The sequence below is a fragment of the Aquimarina agarivorans genome (assembly GCF_000218485.1).
Taxonomy (GTDB): Bacteria; Bacteroidota; Bacteroidia; order Flavobacteriales; family Flavobacteriaceae; genus Aquimarina; species Aquimarina agarivorans.
The window spans coordinates 1-5,260 of record NZ_AFPB01000039.1 but is presented as its reverse complement, the minus strand read 5'-3'; the positions used below and the strand labels follow the sequence as shown (position 1 = coordinate 5,260).

Sequence of the window (5,260 nt, the reverse complement as noted above, 5' to 3'; positions counted from 1 at the left end):
TTAAACAATGCTTTTTAAGTTGTTTTCGATAACAAATCGACAACAGTAAAATAAAATTTCGCAGAACTAAAAGTTAGAAATGGAATTAAAATTGACTCAAAATAAATATAGAAATGTAACTTAGTAGAATTGCACCATATTTATTAGGTAGTCCAAAACTATCTAAAACGACATTATTACACATACTTTTTATAATTATCAATCACAATATTAGCTTTTAAGTCATGTAATAAATTATACAACCCAAAAAAGGTACGATTAATGTACAAAAAGTGTCTGCTCCCTCTACTACCATTCATTTTTCTGAGTTCTTTATCATTGGAATATTTTTCACTTAATTCCGTAATGCTATTCCAAAAGGATTCATCTGAAAAATCAAAGGTTTTGTTATGAAATGGTGAGGTAAACAACGATAACATTTCATGAAATAATGCCGAAAAATATTTTGACTCTTTTGGAGTATCGGTTGGAAGTAAAATTTCCAATTCAAACATTTTTTGATTAAAAATTTCTGGATTGTTTATGTTTTCAATTTTAGCCAATTCAAAATATGGTGTATAAAATTCGAGCGGCACTTTTTTAATACACCCAAAATCAATGGCAATCAAATTAGTGTCATTGTCAACTAAAAAGTTACCTGGATGCGGATCCGCATGCACCGCTTTTAACACGTGCATTTGATACATGTAAAAATCCCAAAGTGCTTGACCTAACTTATCACCTTGTGCTTGAGTAAACTCTTTTGCAGTGAACTCACTTAAATGCACACCATCCATCCAATCCATGGTAATAATACGCTCACTGGAAAGCTCCTCATAGTACTTAGGGAATTTTAATCCTGGAATATTACTACAGGCTTTTGTAATTTCTTTACTTTGCGCTACTTCTAATATATAATCCGTCTCTTCAAAAAGTTTACCTTCAATTTCCTGAAAATATTTTTCTGTTTCTTTTCCCTTTAAATTAAACATCCTGGTAGCAATAGGTTTAACCATTGCCAAATCAGAGCTTATACTGTCAGCCACTCCAGGATATTGTATTTTTACAGCCAACTTTTTACCATCCTTTTCGGCTTGATGTACTTGCCCAATACTAGCGGCATTTACTGACTTAGCTTTAAATTGGTCAAAAATATCCTCAGGATATTTTCCGAAATAGGTTTTGAATGTTTTCCGAACAAGTGGCGCTGATAAAGGAGGTACACTAAACTGAGCTAAGGAAAAACGTTCTACATATGCTTTAGGCAATAAGCTTTTTTCCATGGAAAGCATTTGCGCCACTTTGAGTGCGCTGCCCTTCAAACTTTTTAAACCATCATAAATATCAGCAGCATTATCCTCATTTAATTCTTCCTTTGAAATTTCAGGATTTAGCGCCTTTTTACCGTAATATTTTAAATAATTACCTCCAACCTTTACTCCAGTTTTCACTAATTCAGTTGTTCTTCCCAATTTTGATGTTGGTATTCTATCAATTGTCTTCATTCACTTGTAGGTTTATTGGATTTTACTTGCGTTGGAATTATAGTTGTTTGGTTTGATAATAAAATATTAATCAACAACACGTTCTTTCCATAAAAATTTACCTAAATCCAAAATATTATCTAATGGGGTGTTATCAAATACATCAAAAACTGTATTTACAGATTTTTCAATAGCTACGTCTGTTTTTTCAAATCCTGCAGACTCGTCATCCTTCCAAAATTTTAAAATGAATAAAAACTGAATCCACGTAGCTTCACCAACTACTGCAACTGGTTTTTTGGTGATCTTTAATTTTTTATCTTCGTTATCGATAGTTACTAAGTCTTTCCCAAACGCAACAACTTTTTTCCTTAAACCACCTAACTGCTTCAAATTCTCGAACTTATTATCTGACTGGCTTAAAGCCCACAACACGTAACTACGATTCGCGGTAAGCATTTCAAAAAAGGTAAAATAAAAAGTCAATAATTTTTCGCGACTAGAATAGGATAAATAATCCGCATTTTTGCTTAACAATTCATCAACATGATTAAAAAAATCAATCCAAATTGATTTTTTAAGTCCTTCCAAACTTCCAAAATATTTATAAAATGTAGCCTCTTCTATGTTATTTTCTTTACAGAATGAAAAAACACTTTCAGGAAGCCCATGCAACAACACATGTTCCATATACATTTTAACAATATCTGCTCTTGTAATTTTACTTGCTGTTTTTGCCTTTGCAACCATACTATTTATTTTTATGTAAAGATAATAACTGTTTAACATTTTTTGCTAAAACGTAAACAAAATCATTTGTTAAAATTTCACAAAGAAATCAATGATATGTTCATCAGTAAAATGTTAATACTTACAAAAATAACTGTAAAACATCTTCGAAATGACAAATTATAAATAAATCATTTCCCCGAATTTCATCGAACAACTAAGATTACTTTTAAAAAAGAGTTGATTTTTGATATAATTTTATTATATTATCGATCGTTATTAATCTTATTAATAGCAACTTAATAGTTAAATACTGTTTTAAATATCTTTTCCCAAATCGATAGTTGAAGCTTTAAAACCTTAACCTATGAAAATAAAATTACTCCCTTACGTTTTATTTTTCATTACTTTAATTAGTAATGCACAAACCAACAACACCGCTCTTAAAGTAGGTGATGAATTTCCATATTTTGATCTTAAAACCATTGATGGCTACTCCGTAACCTCTGATGATATACAAGGGAAACTTGTATTTTTTAATTTATGGTTTATACATTGTAAACCCTGTATTGATGAACTGCCAGAATTAAACACCTTAAAAAATCATTACGAGGACGACGTAGTATTTATTTCCGCTACTTTTGAAACTGAAAATGATGTCAAACAATTTTTACTAGAAACAAGATTCAATTTTGAATATATTGCCACTGATGCAGGGCAATTTTTAAAAAACGAAATTGGTAATATCAGCTATCCTAAAAATTTTATTATTGATTATGATGGCACCATTAAAGCCATTAAGGGGGGACTTCCTGTTAAAACAGTAACTACGCTTGATAATAAAATAGTTAAGAAAAAAAGTGATTTTACCTACTTTGCTAAGTATCTGGACAATCTAATTAATTATTAATTTTGCTATCAATTTTACGGAGAAACGTCTTTCTTTTTATCGACATAAAGAACTGCCTATTTATGTCCTGTTTTTATTCAAAATATTGACACTTTGTCAGCATATGTATATTGGTATTTTTTTTGAAACAAATTAGATAATTTAACTAGTATTAACAATAAAAAATACACTATATGGCTACTGGAAATATTAATGTTTCGGTTGAAAATATTTTTCCACTTATAAAAAAGTTTTTATACTCAGATCACGAAATTTTTCTTCGTGAACTTATATCAAATGCTACAGATGCTACTTTAAAGCTAAAGCATTTAACCAGTATTGGAGAATCTAAGGCGGAATACGGAAATCCTTTTATTGAAGTCAAAGTTGATAAAGAAGGAAAGAAAATACATATTATTGATCAAGGTTTAGGAATGACCGCGGAAGAGGTTGAAAAATACATCAATCAAGTAGCATTTTCCGGAGCTGAAGAATTTTTAGATAAATACAAGGATAGCGCCAAAGATTCTGGCATTATAGGACACTTCGGATTAGGATTTTACTCTGCCTTTATGGTTGCTGACAAGGTTGAAATTATCACTAAATCACATACTGATGCACCCGCAGCCTACTGGGTATGCGATGGTTCACCAACTTTTATTTTAGAAGAATCCGATAAAAAAGAACGTGGTACTGAGATCATTCTACACGTAAGTGAAGAAGAAACAGAATTTTTAGAAGATTCAAAAATTAGTGAGCTACTTGTTAAATACAACAAGTTTATGCCCGTGCCTATTAAATTTGGCACTAAAACAGAAACACTTCCAAAACCTGAAGATGCTAAAGAGGACGATCCTGCTCCTACTCAGGAAGTAGATAATATCATCAACAATCCAACTCCGGCTTGGACCAAACAACCCGCTGATTTAGAAGACAAAGATTATAAAGATTTTTACCGTGAATTGTATCCAATGCAATTTGAAGAGCCTTTATTTAACATCCACCTTAACGTAGACTATCCATTTAATTTAACAGGTATTTTATACTTCCCTAAATTAGATCCTAGTGTTGGTATTCAAAAAGACAAAATTCAGTTGTATCAAAACCAAGTGTTTGTAACGGATAATGTTGAGGGTATTGTACCTGAATTTTTAACCATGCTACGTGGAGTTATTGACTCTCCTGACATTCCTTTAAATGTTTCTAGATCTTATTTGCAAGCTGACGGTGCCGTAAAAAAGATTTCAAGTTACATCACCCGTAAAGTAGCCGATAAATTAAACTCGCTATTCAAAAATAGCCGTGAGGATTTTGAAGCCAAGTGGAATGATATTAAAATTGTTATTGAATACGGAATGCTTTCCGAAGATAAGTTTTTTGATAAGGCTAAAAACTTTGCCCTTATTCCAACGGTAGATAACGCATACTTTACATTTGATGAATTAAAAGAAAAAATTGAAGCTGCTCAAACGGATGAGGACGGAAAATTAGTAGTACTTTACGCTTCCGACAAAGATGCTCAACACAGTTACATCCAAGCTGCTAAGGAAAAAGGGTATGAAGTTGCCTTATTGGACTCGCCAATTGTATCCCATTTAATCCAGAAATTAGAGACTACTTATGAAAACACTACATTTGTTCGTGTAGATGGTGACCATATTGACAACCTGATCAAAAAAGAAGATACTACAGTATCTAAACTAAATGATGAGCAAAAAGAAGCCTTGAAAACTACTATTGAAAACGTAGTTCCAAAAGAAACCTATACCGTTCAAGTAGAAGCTATGGACAGTCAGGCATCACCATTTATTATTACCCAGCCCGAATTTATGCGCCGTATGAAAGAAATGCAACAAACTGGCGGCGGTGGTATGCCAATGTTTGGCAACATGCCAGAGTCTTATAATTTGGTAGTAAATTCCAATCACAATTTAGTTGAAAAAATCAACAGTGCAGAAAATGACGATGCTAAAGCATCATTAATAAAGCAAGCTTTAGACTTAGCCAAACTGTCGCAAAATCTGTTGAAAGGTGAAGATCTAACTAACTTTGTAAAGCGTAGTTTTGATCTTATTTAATCTTGCTGTTAAGCAATTTATTATAAGACAACTAAGAGTTGTGGGAAAAATTCACACTCCCAATTAAATACTTTTATTAAAGTATTCACTAACAAAAAAAT

4 protein-coding genes are annotated in these 5,260 nt (G+C 31.8%); 2 read left to right on the top strand and 2 right to left on the bottom strand.

Translation table 11 applies throughout. From position 1 onward, the window contains the following. Positions 1–176 precede the first annotated feature (176 nt). A complete protein-coding gene (locus GMC_RS0101905; protein WP_010520548.1) occupies positions 177–1,484 on the bottom strand; it encodes an ABC1 kinase family protein in 1,308 nt (435 codons plus the stop codon). 66 nt (positions 1,485–1,550) lie between these two features. After that, a complete protein-coding gene (locus tag GMC_RS0101900; protein WP_010520547.1) occupies positions 1,551–2,213 on the bottom strand; it encodes a TetR/AcrR family transcriptional regulator in 663 nt (220 codons plus the stop codon). 346 nt (positions 2,214–2,559) lie between these two features. On the opposite strand from GMC_RS0101900, the gene GMC_RS0101895 reads away from it, so the two are divergent. Together GMC_RS0101895 and htpG are read left to right on the top strand one after the other, a co-directional pair. Further along, entirely contained in the window at positions 2,560–3,102 is a 543-nt protein-coding gene (locus GMC_RS0101895; protein WP_010520546.1) for a TlpA family protein disulfide reductase, read from the top strand. A gap of 173 nt (positions 3,103–3,275) precedes the next feature. Continuing rightward, a complete protein-coding gene (gene htpG / locus GMC_RS0101890; protein ID WP_010520545.1) occupies positions 3,276–5,159 on the top strand; it encodes a molecular chaperone HtpG in 1,884 nt (627 codons plus the stop codon). The last annotated feature ends 101 nt before the right edge of the window (positions 5,160–5,260 follow it).

Excerpts from the sequence above, each read along its gene's own strand:
- GMC_RS0101895 (WP_010520546.1), top strand. The coding sequence starts at position 2,560 with ATGAAAATAAAATTACTCCCTTACGTTTTATTTTTCATTACTTTAATT.
- GMC_RS0101900 (WP_010520547.1), bottom strand. The coding sequence starts at position 2,213 with ATGGTTGCAAAGGCAAAAACAGCAAGTAAAATTACAAGAGCAGATATT.
- GMC_RS0101905 (WP_010520548.1), bottom strand. The coding sequence starts at position 1,484 with ATGAAGACAATTGATAGAATACCAACATCAAAATTGGGAAGAACAACT.
- htpG (WP_010520545.1), top strand. The coding sequence starts at position 3,276 with ATGGCTACTGGAAATATTAATGTTTCGGTTGAAAATATTTTTCCACTT.